At 67.7% G+C, this 285-nt stretch carries 1 pseudogene; it reads right to left on the bottom strand.

Annotated elements, in window-relative coordinates:
* Window positions 1-285: pseudogene (locus tag ABFX56_RS16000) on the bottom strand (sodium-independent anion transporter); the annotation flags it as partial.

Here is a 285-nt window from a genome sequence, read left to right on the forward strand (position 1 = left end):
CAACGACTGTTCCTCGCGCAGGTGATCGCCGGTGTCCAGCGGCACCCGCTCCACGACCGACGATTTGGCCACTGCGCGCAGTGCCAGGATTCCGGCCAGTACCAGTCCGACGACCACCGCTGTCACGAGGTCGACGGCCACTGTCACCGCGACCGTCACCAGGAGCACGACGGCGTCGGCCCGGGAGGATTTCACGATGCTGCGGATGGCCCCTACCTGAATCATCTGCACCGTCGTGGCCAGCAGCACACCGCCCAGCGCCGCCAGCGGGATGACACCGACCAC

The organism is Parafrigoribacterium mesophilum (assembly GCF_039652555.1).
Taxonomy (GTDB): Bacteria; Actinomycetota; Actinomycetes; order Actinomycetales; family Microbacteriaceae; genus Parafrigoribacterium; species Parafrigoribacterium mesophilum.